This window comes from Bacillus sp. AFS029637 (genome assembly GCF_002584985.1).
Taxonomy (GTDB): domain Bacteria; phylum Bacillota; class Bacilli; order Bacillales; family Bacillaceae_G; genus Bacillus_A.
On record NZ_NUPZ01000035.1, the window covers coordinates 1 to 22,450 of the forward strand.

Below are 22,450 nucleotides of genomic sequence, written 5' to 3' on the forward strand. Positions count from 1 at the left end.
CCTCGCTTACCCGACTTAACCTCATATGTATAGAATATATAATTAACTAAAAATGAACAATAAAAAACAATAGTGTATAAAATCACTACCGTTTTTTATTGTTTCTTACAAGTAAATTATTTAAATTCTTGTCTATATAATTTAAACGAATAAATAGCTCCAACGAAGAATACAAAGGCTTCAAATAATATAAAGATTTGACGGAAATTCTCGATATCTTTACCAACTAAAGAAATAAATATGCAATTCATTAGAATTTGAGTAGTAAACATACAAGAAATAATTTTAAAATAAATAGCATTTGTTCTTTCATCTGGTTTACCAATTTTTTTGTAAATAATAATAAGTGCAATTACTGAACCCAAAAATAGAAGTGCTGTAAGTCCTACAACGATATTAAAATTGCCTGTACTTTCTAACATCCATTTATTTAATAGATCAATCATTATTATCTTCCTTTCCTACATAAGAGAATATTTCGTTCTTCTTTTTCACTATAATAAAAAAAGAAAAAGGAAAACATCGAACTTTCTTACAAACATTCGTGTATTCTTACAATTTTGTCATTTTGTAAATATATTCATCGCCTTGCCTTTCACTATTTTCTTTGGAAAACATAGTGAATTACGAGAAAGAGCGCTAAAAGATCAACTTCCGGGAACGATAATTATGTAAATGAGCTATCCAAATGGATGGCTTATTTTTTTGTTTAGCTTGCTTTTCCCCCTTGCATAGAGAAAAGCTCTATTGATTATAGAAGAGATTAAATCAAACAAAAAAAGTAGGACAAACCTAGCTATATCAATGGTTTTAGTTATTTTAAGCACTTAACTTTTTTTAGTCTTTACTTAACTCTTGTTTCGTGAATACTTAATTTAGTTTTAAGTATTCACTTTATTTTGTTTTTATTATCTTTCTAAACCACTATCTCTATTTTTATTTTTCGCTTTTTTCTTTTGCTCTATATCTTTTGAAGCAAAATCATACCCTTTTCTTTTATGTTCAGTTAAATTCTTTTCACTAAATCAAGCATTTTACTTATATAAAATACATATTTATAAAAAATATTTTATTTTACCATTTTTAAGGAGGATAATTATGGATAACACAACTGAAGAAGAATTTAATTATATCGATTACTGGGAAAACAATTATGCCGATGGAGGAAATTCAGGGAGTGGATCATATGGAATGTTAGCAGAATTCAAGAAAGATGTAATTAATAAATTAATAATTGAAAACCAAATTCAAACTGTAATTGAATTTGGTTGTGGCGATGGTAACCAATTAAAATATATGAAATATCCTAACTACTTAGGTATGGATATTTCACATACATCTATAGATATATGTTCAAAAATGTTTACAAAAGATAATACAAAAAATTTTTTATTATACAATCCTAAATATTTTATTAATAAAGGATATTTCAAAAGTGATTTAGTAGTATGTTTAGATGTTTTATATCACATCACAGATGAGACTGATTTTCAAAAAACTTTAGACGATATTTTTTCTTGTAATTCTTCTTTTATTATTTTATATACAAGAATTGTTAAACCAGAAGAGTTTGTGTATAATATTCCAACAATTAAAGATCGAGATATCTTTAGCTATATATCAAGATATAAAGATTATAACGTATTAAAAATTATAGAACAAAAATATAAAAAATTATCATCAGCTGATTTTATTATTTTAGAAAAAAATAAAATATAAAATAAACAAAAAGATTAACCATTATTGGTTAATCTTTTTGTTTGTTTTATTAAACTCCTTGTTTTTGGGTGTGATTGCTGGCTGGGAGTTTGGGGGCTAGCCCTCAGGAACTTAACGTAACTGAATATAGAATAAGCTTCTTGCTTAGAACGATAGAACTGGCGGTTCGGCTGGTACAATTGCTAGTCCAAGTCGAGCAACCTAAGTCCTCGTTTTTGGTTGGCGATATACCAACCCCCGCCGAATTTCGGAATGCAAGGAGAAAAGCCCTTATATAGAGAGTGAGAAGAGAGAGAGAGTTTTAAAAGTGGTATAAAGCATTGATAATACTGGTTTTTTTAGACTTTTTATGTGTGGCGTTTTTGCCACATATAAAAAGAGTCAAAAAAAAGAATCGACTAATGTCAATTCTTAAATAATAGGACGTTATGTAAACTTGATGTGTATACGATATACAAATAATTTTGATAGATAGATGTCCAAAAAATCTGTTGAATCTTGTATATATTAAATATGTACAAGCATTATAAAACTTTTAATTTAGGAGTGGAAAAATGGAAGAAAAAGAGGGAAAAGAAAAAGAAGGTTTACCACCCAATGAAATAATTGTGGTAAGCTCATTGTATTTTTTGCCTAGCGTGGGTGGGTTCCAAAATGCTGGCGGTACTCCGATCTAGTCGGAAGAAGGCACCTTAGGGTGTCTTTTCTTTATTGCCGTTCGACAAAATATGACGATATGAAAATAAATCATTTGCTACTATGAGATGGGAAATCTTACATTTTAAAAAGAACTGATACAGATCGGAGGGGAAAAAATGAAACAAAAAAAAGACACTCTCAAGAGTGCCTCTAATTAGCAGCCGAATCCGCCGCCCCAACAGCTAGCTCCTACGATGATTAATAAAATAAAGAGTACAACAAGTAAAGCGAATCCGCCGCCGAAACCGCAGCCTCCACCACAACTACCGCCATAGCCCATATTAACTCCTCCTTCCATAAAGACCATTTAATAATGGATTTAATTCAATTTATGTTTTTACGGATGAATGGAGCAGGTCCTTTTGAAAAATAAAGATGTCACGGATTTTAAAAGAATTGACGACCTTATTTTTGTCACCGGTGTTTCGTCGTTTACATATTGTATTTTATTCTGTGTATTGGGGGAAGGAGGATTTTTATGGCTAATTCTGAAATGATTTTACGTTTACTTACGGATTTAAAGATTGAGCAGCAAGCTTTAAAAGAGCAGGTGGAGAAGATGCAAACAGCTTTGGCTATTCTTGAAGAAAAACAAAATACTCCTGAAGAGAAAGCAACTATTCCAGAAGAACAACCAGCTGCTACAAAGAAAAGAGCGCATTCTGGACGCCCAACATCTTTTCGTGATTGGAGAGCATCTGCTCAAAGGAATTTATAAAAGATATAAGAAAAGAAGGCATCCATTCAGATGTCTTCTTTTGCGTATGTTATTCAAATGAGTGAAGAAGAATCGCGCAGTTGCTTCGTTTTAGAAAGAGACAGATTGTTATAATGATGAACTTTCAGGATCCCCATAAATGACAAACCATACCGATAACAAAAAATGCGAGGCCTACAAACAAAACGATTAAAGCGAGCATTCCATTTTTATTATGTTCCATAAAGTTAGCTCCTTTTTCATTTACTTACATACAAAAAAGCCTTTAGTCGTAATTATGGCTAAAGGTTTTGATCATTATACTTTTATGGTACAGATTCCTTTATCTATCTGTACTCGAGTCATATTCATCAGCATTAAATTCTTTAACGAGTGAAATGTCGTTTGTATCCGGGTTAAACTTAAATATTTTAATTTGCCCAAAGTCATCTTTGTCTGCAAATGTATTTTCACTAATTTGGGTCATATTGCTTATGTTTGGGGTAGAATCGCTGCCATGATCATTGATTTCCACAACTCTTTCACGGTCCCAAAATGCAATGACAATAATTAAGATGATAAGGCATACACGTATGAAACGCAGTTCTCTTGCAACAGGATGTTCCATTTGCTAGTCTCCTTTGTCATGTAATAGATTTCGCGTATAAAAGAGAGAGTTCCTACGAATAGCATATAAATAAAAAAGACACTGTAAAAAGTGTCTTTTTTATTGAATTTATGCGCATTACTTAATAAGACGCTAGTTCCTCAGTCCGGATATGAGGAACTATGTAGGGTAATTAAATTATAACATTTTAACCAGTAATGGGTCTATATGGAATTTTTATCATTTGCATTTAAATATTCAGAATGATAAATATGGTGAAGTATATGCATTTCCTATAGCAATTGTAAAATATAATTATATGCATAACTAGTCTTGTAATGAATTTCTACTGTATTTAACATTGAAGTAGAAAAGTATAAAGAAGGAGCTGTGGAATATGGGTGCTTGGGGAACTGGATTATTTGATGATGACACAACTTGCGATGTGAAAGATCAATTTATCCCGCTTTAATGGGCAGTAAGACCCCCACCTCAAAATTCAGCGAAAGCAAAGAAGTTAGGTGGGGGATCAACTGCCCATAAAAGTCCGATTGGTTCAACTAATAATCAGTGGGGGATGAAGAAAACCCCCACTGATTAAAGTTTCACTTTATTGAATATATAGATGAAGGTAACAGTGTAGAAGAAGCAACAAATCTTGTTTTAGAAGAGTATGTAGATGAGTTTGATATAGGTGAAGATTTAGAGGTTATGTCTTTAGTATACATCGGTCTTGCGGCAATACAACTTGAGAAGGGTTGTCTTCAAGAAGAAGTTCGCAGCAATGCGATTGCATTAATTGAACGTGGCGCTGATCTTGAACTTTGGGAAGAAGCCGGTGAAGAAGAGTATGAAGAGAGAAAGAAAGTTTTAGATGAATTTAAGCAAAGGCTGAGCAACTGTTAGTAGGCTGAAAAAGAAGCTGATGAAATTGTAAGTATGAAAAGAAGACATCAATAAAGGTGTCTTCTTTTTTGTGCGATGGTAAAAACGTGGGGGAGGTTTCCCTTTACACAAACAAAACAGTATACTATAGTTAAGTTAAGTGAACTTAACTTAACTATTAAAAAGAAATAACAGCATGGAGGAAGAGTGCTATGACTAGAACGTATAAAGAAATAATTAATGAAATGAACCGAGCCTATAATGAATTTTATATTTTACTATTTCAGGAGTTGAAAGATGAGTACGGTCTTACAGGACAGCAAGAGAGTATGTTATTTCATATTAATTTAAATGAAAACACGACAGCAAATCACATTGCGACTACTTTTAATATATCGAAAAGTGCTGTCAGCCAAGTTTTATCGAAATTGGAAAAGCAGAAGATGATTTCAAAACAAGTAAATCCTAATAATAAAAGGGAGTATTTCCTTACACTTGGTCCAAATGGTAGTAAGTATATGGAGCAGTTGTCTGAGTTAGATGATGTATTAATTGAGAAGTATTTTTCAAAAATCGATATCGGTGCTTTAGAACAAATGACGGATACGTTAACGAAAATAAATAAAGTGATATTGGAAGAAAAACAGAAGGATCTTGATTGTAATGAGTAAGAACTTAGATGAGGTAATGAATAGAAAGGAGGAGAAGCGTGTGATGAGTTACATACCAAATATGATGACGATAGCGAATTTTATTTGTGGGATATTGGCTATTTACTCTGTTTTCGCAAGCGATATGTATGGTGCAGTCATGTTCATAATTACAGGTATGGTATTTGATCTGTTTGATGGCATGGTTGCTCGGAAACTCGGTTCTGTTTCGGAAATTGGCGGAGAGCTAGACTCCTTTGCGGATTTAGTTACCTTTGGTGTGGCACCATCTATTCTTGCATATACGGTCGTGTTAAAAGATTTACAGTCAATCGGGATGTTATGTGCGCTTGCTTACAGTGTTTGCGGAATGCTTCGGCTTGCGAGATTTAACACGCAGCAAAGTAAACTCCCAACCTTTATCGGCATGCCAATTCCATTCGCGGCAATGTGTCTCCTCATTTTATGTTTTTTAAAGAATCCAGTTTCCGTGGCGTTTGGTACATGCATACTCGCGTATTTAATGGTGAGTAAAATCAAATTCCCTCATTTTAAAAAAGATATAACGGAAAGTTTGAAGTCCGAAAGATGGGATTGATGATACGGAAATACAAGGAGAAAGATAAGGAGCACAACATGATTCGTATGGCACTAAGATCATTCAACATACAGATGTATTGTTTGCTAGGCGTAATGTTATTGGGATGGTTGATGACACCTTTTTCAGCTCAGCTTGTTGGTATAAGCATCGGCCTTTTAGTAAGTATGTACTGCGCCTGGATTTTAGGAAGGCGCATTGAAAAGTTCGGAGACAGCATTGTAAAAAAAGAAAAAGCACCGATGCTCGGAATGATGAACCGGTTTGCAGCCGCAATACTCGGTGCGATTATTATGTATGAAATTGAACACCATGATTTCATGTGGACATTTGCTGCTGGAATTATGGGTGGGTATTTCTTGATTATTATTAATTTGGGGTATTACAGTATGAGAGATGAGAAGGGATAGATTAATAGGTTTTGCATTAGGAATTAAAAGCCCTTCAAGGGTAGAACGTCACATGGTATGGAAATTATGATGTTCATTGATTCAAGGAATAGTATTATTTCGGCCTTTCCATTACGCGTTAGCTATTGAGAGGATGATTTTTAATATATGAAATACACATATGAATTTTTTAAAGGACCTTTTAACCTTTTGATGATTAAACTTCCTGAGAATATATCGTTAGTAGGGGAGTTTTTAGAAAATGATATTCAAAATAGTGATGGTGTTTTTTGGTTATCTCGTATAAATAAAGTATTGAACGGCGAAATTAATTCTCTAAAATTAGGTGGAAATAGTTGTGATTTAGAAATATGTAATGACTTCACAAAAATTACTCATCGCTATATAGAAGATGAAAACCATTCTTGCAGTATCGAAACAGACGAACTAAAAAATTTAATTTTAGTATGGGTTAAAGAAAAACATAAAAGATAATTTAGTTCAATATTTGAAATGGAATTACGATTTCTTAAAAAACAAGATACTTATAAAAAGTTATGCTATGTAATCCCCTTTGGATATTTCTGTCTGATAGCGGACTATTAAAAAGGGTAAACATAAGATTTAAGAAAAATTTTATATTTACCCTACTTTTTATTTTAAAAGTTTTTCCTATCCTATAAATGAGTTACATCAAGAAGGAGATTAAAAACGAAAAAGCCATAGAGGAAAATGTAAAGTTAGGGGATTCTACATGCATACAGAAGTTTTGATTAGTTATTTGTATACGTATTTTTTTACTATTATTTTTTGTATTATGTTTCAAATTGGAGTTTATTTTAAAGCGAAAAGAACTATATCTATTTGGCATTTTTTGTGGGTGTATGTTTTTCTATTCTACCTTTCGTTAGTGTATAGGGTGACGCAGATCGCGACTGTATGGGATATAAGTAACTACGAAACGTGGATTCGTGTAAGTCAAATCAACTTGACTCTATTTGATACGGCAGGTAGTACTACGTATCTTTTGAACATTGTACTGTTTATGCCGTTCGGTTTTTTATTACCGACTATTTGGCCGCATTTTAGAAAAATGAAAAACACCGTATGTGCAGGATTCCTTTTTTCATTGGCAATTGAGTTAAGCCAATTACTAAATAATAGAATTACAGATATTGATGACTTATTTACGAACACTCTCGGGGCGATGGTTGGGTATGTATTATATAGAGTTTTATTTAAAATGATATGTAAAAGAGAGGGGAAAAAGCTTGATACAAACTCTTCTCTAGTTATAAAATACGAGGCTATTTTTTGTTTAGTGTGTTCATTTGTAGGTGCGATGTTAATTTATCATCCAGCTTTATTTGGAAGATCTGTCATCATTCAGTGAGGTGATTACGAATTTCGTTTTAACGCTCGTGCAATATTTCAATTTGCAAAAAGCCTTTAACTCGTATAGTTAAAGGCTTTTATCGTCATAATTTTTACTTACCAATTACCCACTCGAGCATCAGCCTTCAACCACTCCACCCAATCCAAATCCTCAACCTTAAGCAAACTGAGCGAAACACCCTTCATATCTAAAGAAGTTAACAGCGTACCGACCTTTACGAATGTAATTTGCAATCCTTCCAGTTCACATAAACGGCGAATATCGTTTGCGAAAATGTATTGTTCCATTAATGGAGTTGCGCCGAGTCCATTAATGAGGATGGCGAAGTTGTCTCCTTTTCTCCAGCGATAAATGCTTTTTAGTTTGTTCATTAGTTCAATCGCTAATATTTCAGAAGAGGATAGCGCTTCTTTACGGTACCCTTTTTCGCCGTGGATACCGACGCCATAAAAGACTTCATCGTCGTTTAATGAAAATGAAGCTTTTCCTTTCACTGGATCATTGGCAGGTGAAAGGGCGACTCCTAATGTGTGTAAATTTTCAGTGATAGAACGGCCGAGTGTTGTTAGTTCTTCTAAAGAATGGCCTTCAAGAGCGGCCGCACCAACTATTTTTTGAACGAAAACAGTGCCAGCGACGCCGCGTCTTCTTTTATTAAAAGAAGCATCATCTTCAATTGAAACATCGTCATTTACGATGATGTGGTCAATTTTTCTTCCTTCTTCTTTTGCGATTTGCTTTGCTGCTAGAAAGTTTTCTACGTCATCTTTAAAGTTTTTGATGATGAATAGTATACTTTTATCTTTTGGTATGAGGCGAGTTGCTCTTGCGATTTGTTCCACTGTAGGCGGAGTGAAGATGCTTCCGTTTACTGCTGCTGTAAGCATTCCTTTTCCTACATAACCAATATCAGCAGGTTCATGTCCGCTACCACCGCCGCTTATAATAGCGACGTCTTGCTTCAGTTTTTCGATATCTTTTACATAAATGATGTGATGTGTTTCGTCGTAATGTACTTTGTCATTATGTTCAAAATAAAATCCATGCAGCATATCTTGAACGATATTTTGTACATCATTCATAATCTTTTTCATTGCTTTTGCCACCCTTTAATTACTTTGCTGATTGCTCAAGTAATAGTAGTAATTGATTGTTTATCATATTTTTCATGAGAGAAGACATGATAGATGGATTTACTTCGCATTTACTTTCAATCCAATCTTTTATCGTTCCAACGAAGCCGTGACTATAAAAGGAGGCAATCGTGTTTTTCGTTTCAATAGAAAGAGTTAATTTACAGCTCACGGATAGTTCATCAATAATTTTCATATATAAGTTTTTCGTATGCTCAAATAAATAGTGATTGAACGAGTTTTGCTCGATGACTTTAAAAGCATTTCGATAAAATTTTTGATTTTCATAAAAGTAATCAAATAATAAATCGAAAATGTTTTCCCACGTTTCATAGTCGAGAAAGTCAATAATGTTTTCTTTCGTTTCTTCTCTATAAATCCAGCTTAATAGTTCAAATTTATCTTTAAAATGATAATAAAAAGTTTGCCTACGCATTTGACAGTGTAACATAATATCGCTTACTGATATTTTATGAAACGACTCTGTTTCCATTAAATATTTCAATGAGTTCGCGATTATCTTTTTAGAAATTATAGAAGAGGTCATCAGAATCATCCCTAGAATGTTAGTAATATGAAAATCCTACCCATAAATGAGAGCGGTGTCTTTAGACAGATTGTCCATTTTGTCCGTTTACTATAAAACGCTTTCATTTTACCATGAGTAGTAAGAAGAAGATTTCAAATATATCACAATATATTAAAGGAATTGAGGGAGAAGCACAATGAAAAAGATTATAAACAAACCTGAAACATTAGTAATGGAAATGTGTAACGGAATGGTTATGGCTCACCCAGAGCTTGAGCTTTTGAAAAAATATAAAGTGATTAAGAAGAAAGAAATGAACGAAAACAAAGTAACGTTAATTAGTGGCGGCGGTAGTGGTCATGAGCCAGCACATGCAGGATTAGTCGGAAAAGGAATGTTAGATGCGGCAGTGTGCGGAGATGTGTTTGCTTCTCCTTCACAAATTCAGGTATATCAAGCGATTAAAGAGACAGCTAGTAAAAAAGGTACGTTATTAATTATTAAAAATTACAGCGGCGATATTATGAATTTCAAGAACGGTGCGCATTTAGCGACGGAAGATGGAATTGAAGTTGACTACATAAAAGTGGACGATGATATTGCGGTAGAAGATAGCCTGTATACAGTAGGACGTCGCGGCGTTGCGGGCGTTATTTTAGTTCATAAAATTGCCGGTGCAGCAGCGGAAGCAGGTATGGAGTTAGGTGCAGTAAAAGCTATCGCAGAAAAAGCAGCGGCTAACGTGCGCACAATCGGTTTAGCGTTAACGTCTTGTACAGTTCCAGCGAGCGGATCACCTACTTTCACACTTGCGGAAGATGAAATGGAATATGGTGTTGGTATTCACGGTGAACCAGGAATTAAGCGTGAAAAAACGATGTCAGCAGATGAATTAGCTAACCGTATGACAAATGATTTAATAAAAGATTTAGGCGTAAAAGATGGAGAAGAAATTGCACTTTTAGTTAACGGTTTTGGCGGAACACCACTGCAAGAACTTTACTTATTTAACAATGCCGTTACGAGAGAATTAGCTGCTAGAAACATTAAAATCAATAGAGTATTCGTTGGTAACTATATGACGAGTATCGATATGGCTGGTATGTCTTTAACAGTAATGAAATTAGATGATGAGTTAAAAACATTACTATCGAAAGAGTGTAATACACCAGCATTTAAAGTAGATGGACCAGTTGAAAGTGTAGAGTATGTAAATGTGCTTGAAGAGGTAGAAGAGAAGGAAGTTTCCTTTGAACTAGAAACGGCGGAAGAGCACGCTGTTATTAAAAATAATGTTATTACATTAAATAATATGATGTATCTCGTTGATAAAATGAGCGACATTATTATTAAAAATGAAGTACCGTTCTGTGAGTTAGACACACATGCAGGTGACGGCGACTTCGGAATGAGCGTGGCAAAAGGATTTAAGCAATTAAAACGTGAGTGGCATTCGATTGTAGAGCAAGAAAACGTAACGATCGGATCATTCCTTGACGGTTGTTCCATGATTATTATGGAACATTGCGGCGGCGCATCTGGTCCAATTTGGGGCGGTGCATTCCGCGCAGCTAGTAAAGCAGCAGGCGAAAAACGTGAGCTAACAGTGAAAGAATTCGCTGAAATGTTGCAAGGAGCACTGCAAGGTATACAATCTATCGGTGAAAGATCATTCGGAAGAGGAGCGGTAGTTGGTGATAAAACACTTGTTGACGCACTTGCTCCATGTGTAGATTCTTGGTTAGCTAGCGCTTCAAACGAAGAAGACATGAAAACTGCCTTTGAAAAAGGAGCAGAAGCAGCCGTTAAAGGCGCAGAGTACACGAAAGAAATTGTAGCTCGCATGGGCCGCGCTGGTACAGTAGGTGAAAGAAGTTTAGGATATCCAGATGCAGGTGCGCATGCGCTTGGGGTTATCTTTACGGAGATTGCGGGTAGTTTGAAATAGGAATTAGAAAGTCCCCTCTGCCTTATGGTGGAGGGGATTTTCTTAATATTGTTTTTTGATATGTATATTGCGAAATATGTTCCAATAATTGATCCTATTGTATTGAGAATAATGTCATCTACATTAAAAGAACTGATAAGCCTCTATAAAAAGTATTTAAAGTAGTAACAAATAGGCACAATAATTCCAACTATAGAAAATACAATGCTTCCTAGATTAAATGCAGAAAGTTTTGCACGATGAACTTGGACTTCACCTAAATTTACTCCTCCACTAAAATGCTTATCCATAACTTTAGCAACGTTTTGTTGCTGAGTAACAAAATAAGGTATTAACCATATGCAGCAGAACAAAATAATACTGCCGAAAAAGAGGGTATCAATAATAGAAGATCCCCAATTGAATGAAGTAATGACTATGATAGCAAATTCGACTACCATGACAATTATCATAGTTAATGTATATCTAGATTTCTCAGAAACGTTTTTAAATACAGTATCATCCAGGAATTTTTCTATTTTAGCCCATATTATACTGATTAACACGATTAGGCTAATGAAGAAAATAGTAAATAAGACTTTAATTAAAAGAAACTCAAACATCACCGACACCACCTGATAATTTCTAAATTAGAATGTAAAGTTACAACACTACAGTTATATAGGATGAGCATTGTTAGACTTGGAACAGAATTTTTCTATTTCTGGTAAGTAAGCAGAAGCTTCTATAAAAAGAATATCTTGTCCCTTAGCAATTCATATTGTAATACAATATGATAGAAAATAGAATATTCAAATTTTATTAATTTTTAATAATACAAACTTTAACGCATTATCCGAAAGAAGTCTCCTTCCTGGGGCGTGTGAAAGACGATAGTCTAGCGGTAGGTGGGAGATGAATTTCGGTTTGGCGTAGCCAAACATTTGATTTTTCTATTTATTTCCCCTCTGATATACTCAGTCTTAATGGAAGAAAAACATCTGTGGTATTTAAGAATTGGAGAACAATTTGCCTATTTGTCAGCTGTGTTAGATCTATATAGCAATGAAATTGTTGCCTGGAAGCTATCTCCAAGAAATAATTTAGATTTAGTTTTAACTACATTAGATCAATTAGAAAGAAGGTCGTTAACTACTAAAGCTAAGCCCCTTTTCCATTCAGACCAAGGGTTTCAATATACATCAAGGGCCTACGCAAAGCGGTTAGACAAGTTAGGTTTTATCCTTTTCGGCAAGAAGACTTCATCTGATTTGTGTTACGGGTGAAACCCAACAATTCAGGTGGAGATGAATTGCCGTCAGCAGGTAGACGAAACAATTTTGTTTCTTTTGTCTTACGATATAATCTGCCATAGGTAAGGAGGGAATATATCGTAGGATAACGAAAAAGATAATGATAATCATAATCATTTGGATACTTGAACCAAAAGGAATTACATGGTAGGAACCATTATTGCTTTAGTGGCAAACGAATGACTCGTGGTCTGTACCAAAGTAAAGCAGGAACATGTATCCATGCGGATATTAATGGTGCGCTGAATACATTGCAAAAATCAAGAGTTGTAGAATTGGATGACAATCTTAAAGTGAAAACACCGATTCTATTAGAAGTGCAAAAACGTAAGGCTGTTGCTTCGCGCATAGCTTAGTGGGTGCGTCAACCATCCATGTGTACTCGACTTGTCGGGGCTTGTAGTACACGCCGGAGTTATCTGAGTGGTGGCTTCTTCCATAAGGAAGAACTGCTCTTTTTCGAAAGGGTGGTGCAAGTGGGAAAACAATCGTTCGTTGCCAGTACCAACCAAAAACATACTTGGGGTGTTACCGTAATATGGCATGAATGCTAGAGCGTCAAACTGTCTAGTGATAGACAGAAAAGACCTAGCGTTCTAACTCAAGCCCCCACTGAAACGTTTTATCTCAGTGGGGGTAGTTGACTGGGAGTCATTCTAGATGTGGAAACTGTTTTGATAATGCATGTATTGAATCATTCTTCTCACATTTAAAAACAGAGAAGTTGTATTTAGTGCGCTCAAAAACATATGAAATGGCCTATGAAGCAATTCCGGAATATATCCAATTCTATAATACAGAAAGATTCCAAGAAAAACTTCACGGCCTTTCCCCGATAGAATATCGGGAAAAGGCCGTGGCATAATACTCTTTTTATGACTGTCTACTTGACAGGGAGATGACCAATAATAGGACTCTTTTGTTTAATATCGATAAACATCTACTTAATGTTAATGTTTAGCTTTTTACTTTAGAGACAATAGCCGTGAACTTTTAAGAAAGTAAAAGCCCTCCTGAATAATAAAACAAATAGCCTTGCGCTGAAGGAGGTGTTGTAATTCTAAATGCGCAACAAATAGCGATTCTTGTTCCCGCTGAAATAAGAACATTGATATCCGTTGTTGAACCGGATAACACTACATTAGCGGGATAAGGGGTCCCTCCTACAAATGGAGTAGCAGCTTCTGTCTCGGTAGCAGCAAGTAAAGTAAAAGTATTACTGTTTGATGGTGCTGTAGCAATTACAATATACGGAAAAACATCTCCTGCGGGTGTAAAAGCGCCAAGGTTTACAAAGTTTGCGTAAATATTTTTTAAGGTTGCATCATAAGGTACGGTAAAACTATACTGATTATCCCCAGGCGGCAAGGTAAAAGTATTTCCTGTAAGTGCATACGCAGGACTACGTGTGCCAAAATTAGCAATTAAAATATTGGTTGAATCGCCGGATGCGTTTGTATTAAGTGTCGTTGTATTCACTGTGGTAAATGGAATTACTGCCCCTGATCCTGGACCTGTGGGACCAGTTGCGCCTGTTAGACCAGTTGGTCCCTCTATCCCTTGAGGGCCTTGAATTCCTTGAGGACCTTGCACGCCTTGGATGCCCTGTGGGCCGGTTGCTCCGGTTACTCCTGTGGGGCCTTCTATCCCTTGAGGACCCTGAACTCCTTGAGGCCCTTGAATCCCTTGTGAGCCGGTGGCCCCAGTTACTCCTATGGGCCCTTGAATCCCTTGTGAACCGGTGGCCCCAGTTACCCCTGTGGGACCTTGAATCCCTTGAGGACCCTGAATTCCTTGAGGCCCTTGAATCCCTTGTGAGCCGGTGGCCCCAGTTACTCCTGTGGGACCTTGGATCCCTTGAGGACCCTGAACTCCTTGAGGCCCTTGAATCCCTTGTGAGCCGGTGGCCCCAGTTACTCCAGTTGTGCCTTCCGGACCTTCCGGACCTTGAGGGCCTTCTATCCCTTGGGGTCCCGTTATTCCTTGTAGGCCTTGAGGCCCTTGTGAACCTGGTAATCCTTGCGAACCAGTTGGACCGATTGGACCGTCTATTCCTTGAATTCCTTGCACGCCTTGCGGACCAGTGGCTCCTTCTAAGCCTTGAGGCCCTTGAATCCCTTGTACGCCTTGCGGGCCCGTTGTACCTTCCGGACCCTGAGGACCTATCGGCCCTTGTATGCCTTGGATTCCTTGTGGTCCTGTCGCTCCAGTTGGACCTGTCGGACCGCCAGCAGGTCCAGTTGGCCCCGTTGGTCCTATTCCGCCACCTGTTCCGCCACCCGCAGGCCCAGTTGGACCGATTGGACCAGTAATACCTATTCCAGTTGGGCCAATTGGTCCAGCTACGCCTTGAATTCCTTGTAAACCTTGCGGGCCTTGAATTCCTTGCACGCCTTGAGGCCCGGTTGGACCTAATAAACCTTGTGCCCCCTGTAAACCTTGCACGCCTTGCGGCCCAGTTGGACCGATTGGACCGGGAATTCCTTGAATCCCCTGTACGCCTTGAGGACCGGTTGGGCCTTCTGGACCTTGCGGGCCGGGGGGTCCTTGTGGCCCTGTTGTAACTCCAGCTGTTGAAGCATTTAGTGCTGCTAACAACGAAGTAATAAGGATTTGCAATGTATTCGGATCCAAAATAAGTGTTGGGAAGAATGAAGAAAGTGCATTGAAAAACTGTTGGAATAACTGAGAAATTTGTGAGATAGAGGTATTTGGATTTTCTAACGATGTATTAATATTTTGTAATAACTCAATTATAAATGTTGTTTGTGGATTAGATGGAAATGTAGAAAGTAGAGACAAAAAACCATTAATAATTTGTTGTAAGTTAGCTATTGTTTCTGGATTTGGGTTTTGTATATAGTTTTGTAGTGCAGACGTTATTTGAGCCAACAATTGTTCCAACTGTGAAGATTGTGTTGGGGAAACTGGGATACTTGGAGGAATCCCAGGAGGGATGCTAATCGTGTTCCCATTAACGAGTATTTGAAAGATAATAGATAAGGAGCTTGCGGGGAAATTAGAATTGGATACAATAGAAGCGATTGCTTGCAAAAAGAGTTGAGATAATTGAGCGATTGTTTCTATAGGTAAATTAGGTTGTTGTAGTGTATCAATTAATTTCTGTAAAATTTGTAGCGCATACTGTGTTTCAGGTGTGTTGTTAACACCTTGTAGTAATGTGAAAAAAGATTGTAAAATACTTGTTAGTGCACTTGCAGTGGTTGTATTTGGATTTTTGAAAAAATTAGCAAGCGCAGTATTTAATGAAGACAATAAAGTGATGAATGACTGTATTTGGTCGTTGGTAAAAATAACAGGGTTACAGCATGAATCGCCCGAACCGTTTGATACGGGAAGTGCAGGCCAAAATCTATTACAATCATCTTTGTTAAACCTCATAAAATAAACCTCCATCTTTTAAGTCAGTTTATCTTATGAGCACATACACAATTTGCGCACAAAAATGGGTGGTCAATCAGTTTTTTGCTGTCCTATAGACGAGTTGGAAAATGGGCGGGTATAGGTTAGCTAAGTATCCAGAAGATGTTTCTTTTTGGGATGTAATAGAAGCTGTCGAAGGTCCAAAACCTATTTTTCAATGTAAAAATATTGTACAGAATGGTCTACTATATCGAGACGAGGCCGAGGCTTGCAATTCTTGTGAACCTAGCAATTCTTCTTGTACAATTAACTTAGTAATGCTTGAAGCAGAAGAACACATGCGTGAGTTTCTTCGTAAAAAGACTCTTGCATGGTTAGATAAAGAACTTGATATTGTTTTACCTGAAAAGATAAGGGTAGATACTCGTGAATACTTCAAACAAAAAAACTCTAACTANNTAGTTAGAGTTTTTTTGTTTTTTAACAATATCAATCAACTATTATTTGTCTAGTTTAAAGTCTATTTCTATTGCCAATTTGATTTCTTCACATATTGGTAATTTGTCCCTATCAAACTGATCGTTTTTTGCATTTAATATATTGTAAATATATTTTATTTTGAAAGGATGTGATTATATGGCTCATAAATCTACTGGAGTGTTTCGAGTTCCGGTTTCTGAAAATGGGATTATTCCAACTGCTCTCAACATTATGTTAAACAATGATTCACGCTGTCATACTAGTAATGTAACGGTAACTGTTAAGAGAAGCCGAAACACTTTTTTCCCAACTCAAAATGAATTAGTTGAAATCTCTCGTACTTTTGTTTCTTTAGAACCAAACAGAACAACTAAGATTGTGTTGTTTACTCCAGAATTCCAAATAGAAGATTTCCTTGATGTCATCATTAGTGGAAATAAAGATGATGTTAAGGATGTTCTTGTATATTCTTTCTTAGCAGATTCAGCAGGTCACAATCTGCCATCTACTGTTTTCAGAAATGCAGAATACACTTTTGTTTGCTGACGCACTTGCTCCATGTGTAGACTCTTGGTTAGACAGCGCCTGAAACGAAGTAGACGTAAAAACTCCTTTGAAAAAGGCGCAGAGTATACGAAAGAATCGTAACTCGCATGGGGTTATCTTTACGGAGATTGCGAGTAGTTTGAGATAGGAATTAGAAGATCCCTTCTACCTTTAGGTGGAAGGTTTTTTTATAGTTGATTTCTTATCCTGTAATGATAGTTTACGTTAAAGTTACATAACTACGATATACAAAACTCCACAAGAACTGTTACCAAGACATGCTGACAAATTATGCTGGACAAGCATAGATAAACATACAAGCAAAACAGTCTATTTCACATTGAATATACTATCATGAATTAAGGAGGTTATTGATTTTGTCTTCACATTGTGAAAATGAATTTGATTATATCGTGATTGGTGCGGGAACTGCCGGAGGGGTAATCGCTAAAAAATTAACGGATGATACATGTACATCCGTGCTAGTGCTTGAAGCGGGAACGAATATGGAGAATAGCAGTCCTTCTATTGCAGTAGCAGAAGTTCGAGCGAATGATAATGAGGTTTTATGTTAACTCAATAAAATATACAATATGAATTTTTGCATATTTTAAAATTTAATGTATCCTCTAAAAACTATTGATTGTATAATGTGTCTTGGCATAGCCTTTTAGATTTTTCGACAAAAAATAGAAGACGTATTGGGAGAAGACATTATGTACACAAGACTATTAAAATCAATTACATCATTATCACTTATTGGTGGTGCTTTATTATATACAAATGGCAGTGATGTGAAGGCTGCGGAGGCGGGCGTTTTTTCTGATGTGCCTACATCACATTGGTCGTATACTGCGATTCAAGATTTAGCGAGTAAAAATATTATTTCCGGTTATGGAAATGGGATATTTGGTTTTGGAGATGTTGCGACGAGGGAGCAAGTAGCGGCTTTAGTGTATCGTGTTATGCTTCCGAATAAACAAGGTGGAACGTTTAGTAACAATAATTCTCTTTATATATTAAAAGACGGATCTAAGTTTAATAATCCTTATGGCGATATTAACCAAAACTCTACGATGTTCCCTGAGGAAATTTTAATGTTAACGAATGCAGGGGTATTTAAAGGGGATGAGAAAGGGAATTTTAGACCGAAAGCTCCTGTGAATCGTGCAGAAATGGCGCAAATTCTTACAAATGCTTTTCATCTTTCGGCGAAACAAAACCACACATTTAGCGATGTTCCAAAAGATTTTTGGGGCGGAAATGCGATTAGTGCGGTACAGTCAAACGGGATTGCATCTGGTACAGGCGAAGGGAAATTTGATCCATATGGTGTGGTAAAACGTGAACAATATGCACAGTTTTTATATAATACTTTGAAATATAAAAAGCCTGAGGTTGCGGGGCAAGATACAGGAGATGCGGCGTTATTAACAGCGTTTAAAGAGGAAGTACAAACGCGTATTAATGCATACGAAACGAATATTACACTTCCGTATAAAACGGAAAATAGTAATACACAAGAAGTGATGAATACACTTTTTAACGCATATAAAGAAGTGGCAAGTAAAAATGAGTATACAAATTATAATAGATCGAATGTTTCATACGGACTTTCTGGATCACCTGGAAATTATACATTTACGCTAAAGATTACATATCGTGAAACGAAAGAACAAACGGAATATGTAATGAAACAAGCGAAGGCGATCGTTTCTTCTATTACTCAAGTTGGAATGGATGATCACGAAAAAGTGAAGGCGATTCATGATTATGTCGTAAAACATGTTTCTTACGATACGTCTTATAAGGCTTACACAGCGTATGAAGCACTCGTAAATCGTTCTGCGGTTTGCCAAGGTTACGCACTATTAACCTATCAATTATTAAAAGAAGCTGGTATTGAAAATCATTTTGTGACAGGAACTGGGGACGGACAACCTCATGCTTGGAATTTAGTGAAAATCGAAAATAAATGGTACCACCTTGATACGACATTCGATGATCCAGTGCCAGATGAGCAGGGCCGCGTAACGTATTCATATTTCAACTTATCAGATGAACAAATTGCAAGAAATCATGAGTGGAACAGAAGTGATTATCCGCAAGCTACAACGAATTATTATGGTACATTAACAAATAAAATTGCGGCAGGTAGTACGAAAACTCCTGTATATGAGCAAATATTAAAAGACACGAAGCTGAGCTATTTAGGAAATGAATACATCGCAAATAACTACAATGAATTAAAAACTAAAATGCAGCAGCGTTATAGCGCAAAGCCAGAGAAAATTGAAGTGCTTTATAAGCAATCAATGAATGGTGCACTGCAAGATGTGAAAAAGGCAATTGGAGAAATCGGTTATCCGAAAGGGTCAAATCGAGTTTCTTATAAAGCAGAGCCGTATAATGCGAAAGAAGGATATTCTTTAGTGACGATTACGTTTACGTACTAAGAAAGAAAAACTCGCTTATCATAAGATCACGGATTCGGTTTTGAAGTGCAAAATTGCAATTTGCGGATAAATAATAAAATTAGCTTTCGAATTAACAAGATACACAATCATTAGCGTTAAAATTGCTCAGGGCATAAAAGCTCTGAGCGTTTATTATACATTGACTTATTGAACTAACGTCACGTTAATCACTTAAATATTGCCAGGATGGATAGAAAAATACATATAACTGCTGAAGTAAATAAGATGACAGAAGTTACAAGATTTCTCCTGACGTTAGTAAGCGCTTTCTTTTTTTATATTTCGACAAAATATAACAATGTAAAAATGAATCGTTTGTTACTATAAGATGAGAAATCTTACATTTTAAAAAGCTATTGAAAATAACTACTACAGATAGGCGGAAAAAAATGAAACGAAAGTTACTTCCGGTGTTAACATGCGGTACATTGCTTATGGGAATGGCTGCTTGTAGCTCAAATGAGAAGACTACAACTGAATCAAAATTTAAACAAGAAGAAAATGTTCAGGAAAAAACGAAAGTTCAAACCGTTCAAAAGCAACAAAAAGATAGTTATGTAGTAAGTGAAGATGAATTATCTAAAGCGGCACAGTCGATTGGAGAAATCAAAAACGAGCAAAATATAAATGACATGATGATACATATGTCTTTACAAAAACTAACATTCAATGGGAATAATCTTCATGTTCCTGGTACCCGTGATGTAGGGCGATGCCAAATGACGAAAGAAAACATTCAATACTTAAAAAATAACTTAAATATTATTAATAATAATGAAAGACCAAAATATGAATCTATTCTGAACAAATGGTACGATGGAAAATTCGAATCTGCAGTTGAAGACTTTAGAGAAATTCATTATTTACGTTCTGGAACAAAGCAAATTATGGAGGGATCTAAACTAGCTAAAAAAACTGATAGTGACGAAAAAGAGTTTATTTTCCATTTCTTTGGTCAAGAAGGATTATATATTCATGATAAAGAGTGGGAATATGGAAAGTCATCTCGCGATAACGGGTAGTAAAACTCCCACCAAAGCTTATAACAGTTCCATCTTTATATAGAAGGAGAAAAATAAAGGTTCACTCATATATTTTAACGGATTCAATTTACTTTATCCCGGTTGCGATTGGTATGTTTTTCGTTTTCTTGTATAAAGAAAATTGGTTATATGAAGAGAGAAAATATTAAGAAAGATCCTCTTTGGATATTTCCAAAATTAACCTGAAACAAACGTTTTTATATGTTAATATGGAAAAGGATGTTTTCGGTATTTTCTACCAATATATTATTATAAGGATAAGGGGATTCAATTATGAATTTTAAACAACTCATCTTAGCAGGGACAGTTATTGTATCAACAACACTAATCCCTCTAACAAATGTGCAAGCAGAAAACACGTTAGGATTTAAAGATGTTCCTGAAGATCACTGGTCTTATAAAGCAATTATGGATTTACAACAGAAAAATATTGTAGCGGGTTATGGAAATGGTATATTTGGTTTTGGTGATAGTATTACACGTGGACAAGTAGCTAGAATGATATATCTTTACTTGAATCCAGCAAATGAACCTAATACACCAAATACTTTCACTGATACTAAAGGTCATATGTTTGAAAACGAAATTTTAACTCTTAGTAAAGCAGGTATTATGAGTGGATTCGGCGATGGCACATTTGGTCCGGATAATATTTTAACACGCGAACAATTGGCTGCTGTATTAACAAAGGCTTTTAACTTAAAAGCGACGTCTACTACTACGTTCAAAGATGTAAATAAAAATTACTGGGCAACAAATGCTATCAGCGCATTACAAGAAAATGAAATTGCTGCTGGCACGGGCGATAATATGTTTGAACCTTACAAGATTGTAACTCGTGAGCAATATGCGCAATTCTTATACAATACAATTAATAAATCAGAAAAAGAGCCTACAGCTATACCGGAAGAGTTAGCAGACGATGATATTTATTATTATGAAGGTTGGATGGAGAGCTCATCTGTTCTGAAAAAATCTGTATCTAAGGAAGCACAAAATCTTGTTACTCAAATCAACACAAAATATAATGCGGAATTAAAGTATGCAGCGATAGGCGGTCCAGGTTCAGAGGTTGTTTTATTCTCTCCGGTATTAGAGGGGATTCCAGAATTTTATGGGAATTTCACTGTCGAGGGTGATGATGAAAATAACTTTACTGTTAATTTTGTAATTGATAGAGGTCAAGGTAATAAGGCATTAATGGATTTAGGGAAAAAGTGGATCACTATGATAAATCCAAACTTAGATTTGAGTACAGAGATTGATAATATAGTGGCTTCTAATACACGCACAGGTAAATTTGATATAAATAAAAACAATCTTAAAATAGAGATAAGCTTAGAGAAGCAAAATTCTAGTAGCGATCTAATGCGTGTTGAAATACATAACAAGTAAAAGAGAGTATACTTTGATATTGTGTAATAAAGATAAGGCCCACCTAGGGAAATAGGTAGGCCTTTTTAATGTACAAAGAGAAGACATCTTTTAAGATGTTTTCTTAAAAAAATCCTTCATCATTTTAACGTCTTCAATATTCAATATTACACCATCAATTTTATCTTTTTTCTCATCTTTAGCAATCGTAATTTGTTCCTTATTATCAACCCATACAAGAAACTCTTCTTTTGAGTCATCTTTATATGTAACGGTTATAGTAGAATGAGCAGATGCTCTCTTTTTTTGATCTAATGTGATTGTTTTAGGGGTGCCATTTTGTACTGCTGAAACGATAGATTGTATCATTTCTTCATTGTCTGTTTGAGATTTGGAAATATCATTATTGCTTGTGTTAAGTATTTCAATGTCTGTAATATTTGCGGAGTTTAATTGAATGGTTTGTGTATGTTCTTGCTTAGCTTGTGAAGCTTTATTTGTAGCTGAGGTGCTTGTGCAACCGATTAAAGTGAAAGATAGAACGCTAAGGGCGCATATATAAGTTATTTTCTTCATTTTATCCCCTCCTTCAATTTAATTATAA

Annotated in this window: 21 protein-coding genes and 6 pseudogenes; 19 read left to right on the top strand and 8 right to left on the bottom strand. The window is 35.6% G+C overall.

The genetic code is table 11. The annotated features are described in order from the left end of the window. Positions 1–116: 116 nt before the first annotated feature. Positions 117–446 carry a 6-aminohexanoate hydrolase gene (locus COE49_RS18340; protein WP_088232694.1) on the bottom strand — a complete coding sequence of 110 codons (330 nt, stop codon included), beginning with the start codon at positions 444–446 and terminating at the stop codon, positions 117–119. 652 nt (positions 447–1,098) lie between these two features. On the opposite strand from COE49_RS18340, the gene COE49_RS18355 reads away from it, so the two are divergent. Both COE49_RS18355 and COE49_RS28075 read left to right on the top strand, forming a co-directional pair. Further along, positions 1,099–1,719 carry a class I SAM-dependent methyltransferase gene (locus COE49_RS18355; protein WP_088232692.1) on the top strand — a complete coding sequence of 207 codons (621 nt, stop codon included), beginning with the start codon at positions 1,099–1,101 and terminating at the stop codon, positions 1,717–1,719. A gap of 554 nt (positions 1,720–2,273) precedes the next feature. Further along, a complete protein-coding gene (locus tag COE49_RS28075; RefSeq protein ID WP_255294751.1) occupies positions 2,274–2,396 on the top strand; it encodes a hypothetical protein in 123 nt (40 codons plus the stop codon). Between the two features lie 176 nt (positions 2,397–2,572). On the opposite strand, the gene COE49_RS18365 is transcribed toward COE49_RS28075, so the two are convergent. Further along, entirely contained in the window at positions 2,573–2,698 is a 126-nt protein-coding gene (locus COE49_RS18365) for a YjcZ family sporulation protein (RefSeq protein ID WP_000540377.1), read from the bottom strand. A gap of 198 nt (positions 2,699–2,896) precedes the next feature. Between COE49_RS18365 and COE49_RS18370 the strand changes: the two genes are divergently transcribed. Continuing rightward, the gene (locus tag COE49_RS18370) at positions 2,897–3,136 is read left to right on the top strand and encodes a preprotein translocase (protein WP_140417498.1); all 240 of its coding nucleotides are present in this window, start codon (positions 2,897–2,899) and stop codon (positions 3,134–3,136) included. A 322-nt stretch (positions 3,137–3,458) separates the two neighbouring features. On the opposite strand, the gene COE49_RS18380 is transcribed toward COE49_RS18370, so the two are convergent. Next, entirely contained in the window at positions 3,459–3,743 is a 285-nt protein-coding gene (locus tag COE49_RS18380; RefSeq protein ID WP_098357214.1) for a YmzC family protein, read from the bottom strand. Positions 3,744–4,319: 576 nt separating this feature from the next. Between COE49_RS18380 and COE49_RS28080 the strand changes: the two are divergent. From COE49_RS28080 to COE49_RS18415, 6 genes and pseudogenes are all read left to right on the top strand, one after another. Beyond that, positions 4,320–4,628: pseudogene (locus COE49_RS28080) on the top strand (MarR family transcriptional regulator); the annotation flags it as partial. 191 nt (positions 4,629–4,819) lie between these two features. Continuing rightward, a complete protein-coding gene (locus COE49_RS18395; RefSeq protein ID WP_088232686.1) occupies positions 4,820–5,278 on the top strand; it encodes a MarR family winged helix-turn-helix transcriptional regulator in 459 nt (152 codons plus the stop codon). Then, on the top strand, positions 5,271–5,855 hold the full coding sequence (pssA, locus tag COE49_RS18400; protein ID WP_098882689.1) for a CDP-diacylglycerol--serine O-phosphatidyltransferase: 585 nt from the start codon (positions 5,271–5,273) through the stop codon (positions 5,853–5,855). Before COE49_RS18395 ends, pssA begins: the two co-directional genes overlap by 8 nt. 38 nt (positions 5,856–5,893) lie before the next feature. Beyond that, a complete protein-coding gene (locus COE49_RS18405) occupies positions 5,894–6,265 on the top strand; it encodes an ATP synthase subunit I (RefSeq protein WP_088232701.1) in 372 nt (123 codons plus the stop codon). 147 nt (positions 6,266–6,412) lie between these two features. Then, on the top strand, positions 6,413–6,739 hold the full coding sequence (locus COE49_RS18410) for a hypothetical protein (protein ID WP_088232685.1): 327 nt from the start codon (positions 6,413–6,415) through the stop codon (positions 6,737–6,739). Positions 6,740–6,998: 259 nt separating this feature from the next. Then, a complete protein-coding gene (locus COE49_RS18415) occupies positions 6,999–7,637 on the top strand; it encodes a VanZ family protein (RefSeq protein WP_098882688.1) in 639 nt (212 codons plus the stop codon). A gap of 98 nt (positions 7,638–7,735) precedes the next feature. Here the strand turns inward: COE49_RS18415 and dhaQ are convergent, their stop codons facing one another. Next, positions 7,736–8,734, bottom strand: a complete 999-nt coding sequence (dhaQ, locus tag COE49_RS18420) for a DhaKLM operon coactivator DhaQ (protein WP_098945989.1) — start codon at positions 8,732–8,734, stop codon at positions 7,736–7,738. A gap of 19 nt (positions 8,735–8,753) precedes the next feature. Continuing rightward, positions 8,754–9,320, bottom strand: a complete 567-nt coding sequence (gene dhaS, locus COE49_RS18425) for a dihydroxyacetone kinase transcriptional activator DhaS (protein WP_088232682.1) — start codon at positions 9,318–9,320, stop codon at positions 8,754–8,756. A 178-nt stretch (positions 9,321–9,498) separates the two neighbouring features. Here dhaS and dhaK point away from each other — a divergent pair, with 178 nt between their 5' ends. Next, complete coding sequence (dhaK, locus tag COE49_RS18430) at positions 9,499–11,250, top strand: dihydroxyacetone kinase subunit DhaK (RefSeq protein WP_098945990.1); 1,752 nt, start codon at positions 9,499–9,501, stop codon at positions 11,248–11,250. Between the two features lie 143 nt (positions 11,251–11,393). On the opposite strand, the gene COE49_RS18440 is transcribed toward dhaK, so the two are convergent. Beyond that, the gene (locus COE49_RS18440) at positions 11,394–11,852 is read right to left on the bottom strand and encodes a hypothetical protein (RefSeq protein WP_098252901.1); all 459 of its coding nucleotides are present in this window, start codon (positions 11,850–11,852) and stop codon (positions 11,394–11,396) included. Between the two features lie 384 nt (positions 11,853–12,236). Here COE49_RS18440 and COE49_RS18450 point away from each other — a divergent pair. From COE49_RS18450 to COE49_RS18470, 3 pseudogenes are all read left to right on the top strand, one after another. Next, positions 12,237–12,473: pseudogene (locus tag COE49_RS18450) on the top strand (DDE-type integrase/transposase/recombinase); the annotation flags it as partial. Between the two features lie 218 nt (positions 12,474–12,691). Next, positions 12,692–12,898: pseudogene (locus tag COE49_RS18460) on the top strand (RNA-guided endonuclease TnpB family protein); the annotation flags it as partial. A gap of 290 nt (positions 12,899–13,188) precedes the next feature. Beyond that, a pseudogene (locus tag COE49_RS18470) lies at positions 13,189–13,407 on the top strand (IS3 family transposase); the annotation flags it as partial. Between the two features lie 128 nt (positions 13,408–13,535). Here the strand turns inward: COE49_RS18470 and COE49_RS28265 are convergent. Further along, positions 13,536–15,944, bottom strand: a complete 2,409-nt coding sequence (locus COE49_RS28265) for a collagen-like repeat preface domain-containing protein (RefSeq protein ID WP_170933793.1) — start codon at positions 15,942–15,944, stop codon at positions 13,536–13,538. Between the two features lie 113 nt (positions 15,945–16,057). Here COE49_RS28265 and COE49_RS18480 point away from each other — a divergent pair. The 6 genes and pseudogenes from COE49_RS18480 to COE49_RS18505 form a co-directional block, all read left to right on the top strand. After that, a pseudogene (locus COE49_RS18480) lies at positions 16,058–16,438 on the top strand (Rrf2 family transcriptional regulator); the annotation flags it as partial. Between the two features lie 124 nt (positions 16,439–16,562). Continuing rightward, positions 16,563–16,952 (top strand): hypothetical protein, encoded by a 390-nt coding sequence (locus COE49_RS18485; RefSeq protein WP_088232679.1) that lies wholly within the window; start codon positions 16,563–16,565, stop codon positions 16,950–16,952. Positions 16,953–17,329: 377 nt separating this feature from the next. Continuing rightward, a pseudogene (locus COE49_RS18490) lies at positions 17,330–17,512 on the top strand (GMC family oxidoreductase); the annotation flags it as partial. A gap of 156 nt (positions 17,513–17,668) precedes the next feature. After that, positions 17,669–19,408, top strand: a complete 1,740-nt coding sequence (locus tag COE49_RS18495; protein ID WP_098945991.1) for an S-layer homology domain-containing protein — start codon at positions 17,669–17,671, stop codon at positions 19,406–19,408. 410 nt (positions 19,409–19,818) lie between these two features. Continuing rightward, entirely contained in the window at positions 19,819–20,451 is a 633-nt protein-coding gene (locus COE49_RS18500) for a DUF6241 domain-containing protein (protein ID WP_098357207.1), read from the top strand. Positions 20,452–20,745: 294 nt separating this feature from the next. Next, entirely contained in the window at positions 20,746–21,867 is a 1,122-nt protein-coding gene (locus COE49_RS18505) for an S-layer homology domain-containing protein (protein WP_098945992.1), read from the top strand. A 90-nt stretch (positions 21,868–21,957) separates the two neighbouring features. On the opposite strand, the gene COE49_RS18510 is transcribed toward COE49_RS18505, so the two are convergent. Further along, a complete protein-coding gene (locus COE49_RS18510) occupies positions 21,958–22,422 on the bottom strand; it encodes a hypothetical protein (protein WP_098357205.1) in 465 nt (154 codons plus the stop codon). Positions 22,423–22,450 lie beyond the last annotated feature (28 nt).

Coding starts and splice junctions, on each gene's coding strand:
- pssA (WP_098882689.1), top strand. CDS start 5,271: ATGAGTAAGAACTTAGATGAGGTAATGAATAGAAAGGAGGAGAAGCGT.
- COE49_RS18405 (WP_088232701.1), top strand. CDS start 5,894: ATGATTCGTATGGCACTAAGATCATTCAACATACAGATGTATTGTTTG.
- dhaS (WP_088232682.1), bottom strand. CDS start 9,320: ATGACCTCTTCTATAATTTCTAAAAAGATAATCGCGAACTCATTGAAA.
- COE49_RS28075 (WP_255294751.1), top strand. CDS start 2,274: ATGGAAGAAAAAGAGGGAAAAGAAAAAGAAGGTTTACCACCCAATGAA.
- COE49_RS18340 (WP_088232694.1), bottom strand. CDS start 446: ATGATTGATCTATTAAATAAATGGATGTTAGAAAGTACAGGCAATTTT.
- COE49_RS18495 (WP_098945991.1), top strand. CDS start 17,669: ATGTACACAAGACTATTAAAATCAATTACATCATTATCACTTATTGGT.
- dhaK (WP_098945990.1), top strand. CDS start 9,499: ATGAAAAAGATTATAAACAAACCTGAAACATTAGTAATGGAAATGTGT.
- COE49_RS18500 (WP_098357207.1), top strand. CDS start 19,819: ATGAAACGAAAGTTACTTCCGGTGTTAACATGCGGTACATTGCTTATG.
- COE49_RS18395 (WP_088232686.1), top strand. CDS start 4,820: ATGACTAGAACGTATAAAGAAATAATTAATGAAATGAACCGAGCCTAT.
- dhaQ (WP_098945989.1), bottom strand. CDS start 8,734: ATGAAAAAGATTATGAATGATGTACAAAATATCGTTCAAGATATGCTG.
- COE49_RS18415 (WP_098882688.1), top strand. CDS start 6,999: ATGCATACAGAAGTTTTGATTAGTTATTTGTATACGTATTTTTTTACT.
- COE49_RS18365 (WP_000540377.1), bottom strand. CDS start 2,698: ATGGGCTATGGCGGTAGTTGTGGTGGAGGCTGCGGTTTCGGCGGCGGA.
- COE49_RS18410 (WP_088232685.1), top strand. CDS start 6,413: ATGAAATACACATATGAATTTTTTAAAGGACCTTTTAACCTTTTGATG.
- COE49_RS18510 (WP_098357205.1), bottom strand. CDS start 22,422: ATGAAGAAAATAACTTATATATGCGCCCTTAGCGTTCTATCTTTCACT.
- COE49_RS18355 (WP_088232692.1), top strand. CDS start 1,099: ATGGATAACACAACTGAAGAAGAATTTAATTATATCGATTACTGGGAA.
- COE49_RS18485 (WP_088232679.1), top strand. CDS start 16,563: ATGGCTCATAAATCTACTGGAGTGTTTCGAGTTCCGGTTTCTGAAAAT.
- COE49_RS18505 (WP_098945992.1), top strand. CDS start 20,746: ATGAATTTTAAACAACTCATCTTAGCAGGGACAGTTATTGTATCAACA.
- COE49_RS18380 (WP_098357214.1), bottom strand. CDS start 3,743: ATGGAACATCCTGTTGCAAGAGAACTGCGTTTCATACGTGTATGCCTT.
- COE49_RS18440 (WP_098252901.1), bottom strand. CDS start 11,852: ATGTTTGAGTTTCTTTTAATTAAAGTCTTATTTACTATTTTCTTCATT.
- COE49_RS28265 (WP_170933793.1), bottom strand. CDS start 15,944: ATGAGGTTTAACAAAGATGATTGTAATAGATTTTGGCCTGCACTTCCC.
- COE49_RS18370 (WP_140417498.1), top strand. CDS start 2,897: ATGGCTAATTCTGAAATGATTTTACGTTTACTTACGGATTTAAAGATT.